Annotated in this window: 2 protein-coding genes; both read right to left on the bottom strand. The window is 41.0% G+C overall.

The features are described 5' to 3' along the window. The coding region (cas2, locus tag EO766_RS18255; protein ID WP_287101816.1) for a CRISPR-associated endonuclease Cas2 at window positions 1–194 on the bottom strand (194 nt) is incomplete at its 3' end. A 116-nt stretch (window positions 195–310) separates the two neighbouring features. Next, window positions 311–907, bottom strand: a 597-nt coding sequence (cas1, locus tag EO766_RS18250) for a type II CRISPR-associated endonuclease Cas1 (RefSeq protein ID WP_287101815.1), incomplete at its 5' end; no start/stop codon positions are given.

Raw genomic sequence — 907 nt, 5'->3', positions numbered from 1 at the left:
TTTTCCATGCTGGGGCAATGCCGCAGGTATATGGAAAATTGAAACATTACAAAGCCATCGGCCATAATTTTCTTCCTGAATTCTTGTGCCGTTTTTCGCTCTGTTTTGGTTTCGGTAGGTAAATCGAAAAATACCATTATCCACATAATACGATAGGCATTGAAACGTTCGGATGTGTTATTGTGCCTGGGCATAAAGGGAACAGTCTGTCATCAATAACCGGCAAATGTTCATTTGCCATCATTAAAACGTAGTAAGGCATTATATTATTATGGGTAACAAATAAAAAGTAATATTTATTTGTATGGGCTTATGTTAATGGTAGTTCAGGAAAATCCAATTTTCGTTGCTCGCCGCTATAACATTTGCTTAAAGAGAAAGCTGTTTTTTGCATGGCTACCCATAAGGGGCTGGTTTGTTCTTCTATCCGTGTATCATGGGTTAACACATTCAGCAGTTGCACTTTTATGGGTTGTGTTAATACTTCTACTGCCGATGTTTCGTGAATAATGTTGCGTACAATGGCATCTATAAATGGGCGGTAGGGTTCCATCATATCATCGGCTAAACAATAGGCATTGTAACGGTTGCGGTGAAAAATGCCCAGTGTGGGTAATAAACCCGCTCCTGCAATGGCACGGGCCATAGCAGCCCGAATAATGGCATAACCATAATTCAATAAATTATTGGGGGGTGGCCCATCCCGTTTTCTAAAAAACTGCCAGGCATCCGGAAACAAATGCGCCCAATAATAGGCCGCTGCCTTGGCTTCGGCATTATCGGCATCGCCACTTTTTACATTTTGCCGGGCATTGTTTAAATAGCCATGGGGTATGTTCCATTTTTTTAAAACAGCCGCCTGGTTATTAATCTTTGCTTTTACGGTTTGCTGCCACAATTGTTTTTT

This window comes from Hydrotalea sp. AMD (genome assembly GCF_004100315.1).
GTDB lineage: Bacteria > Bacteroidota > Bacteroidia > Chitinophagales > Chitinophagaceae > Hydrotalea > Hydrotalea flava.
This window is presented reverse-complemented; position numbering and strand designations above follow the sequence as displayed.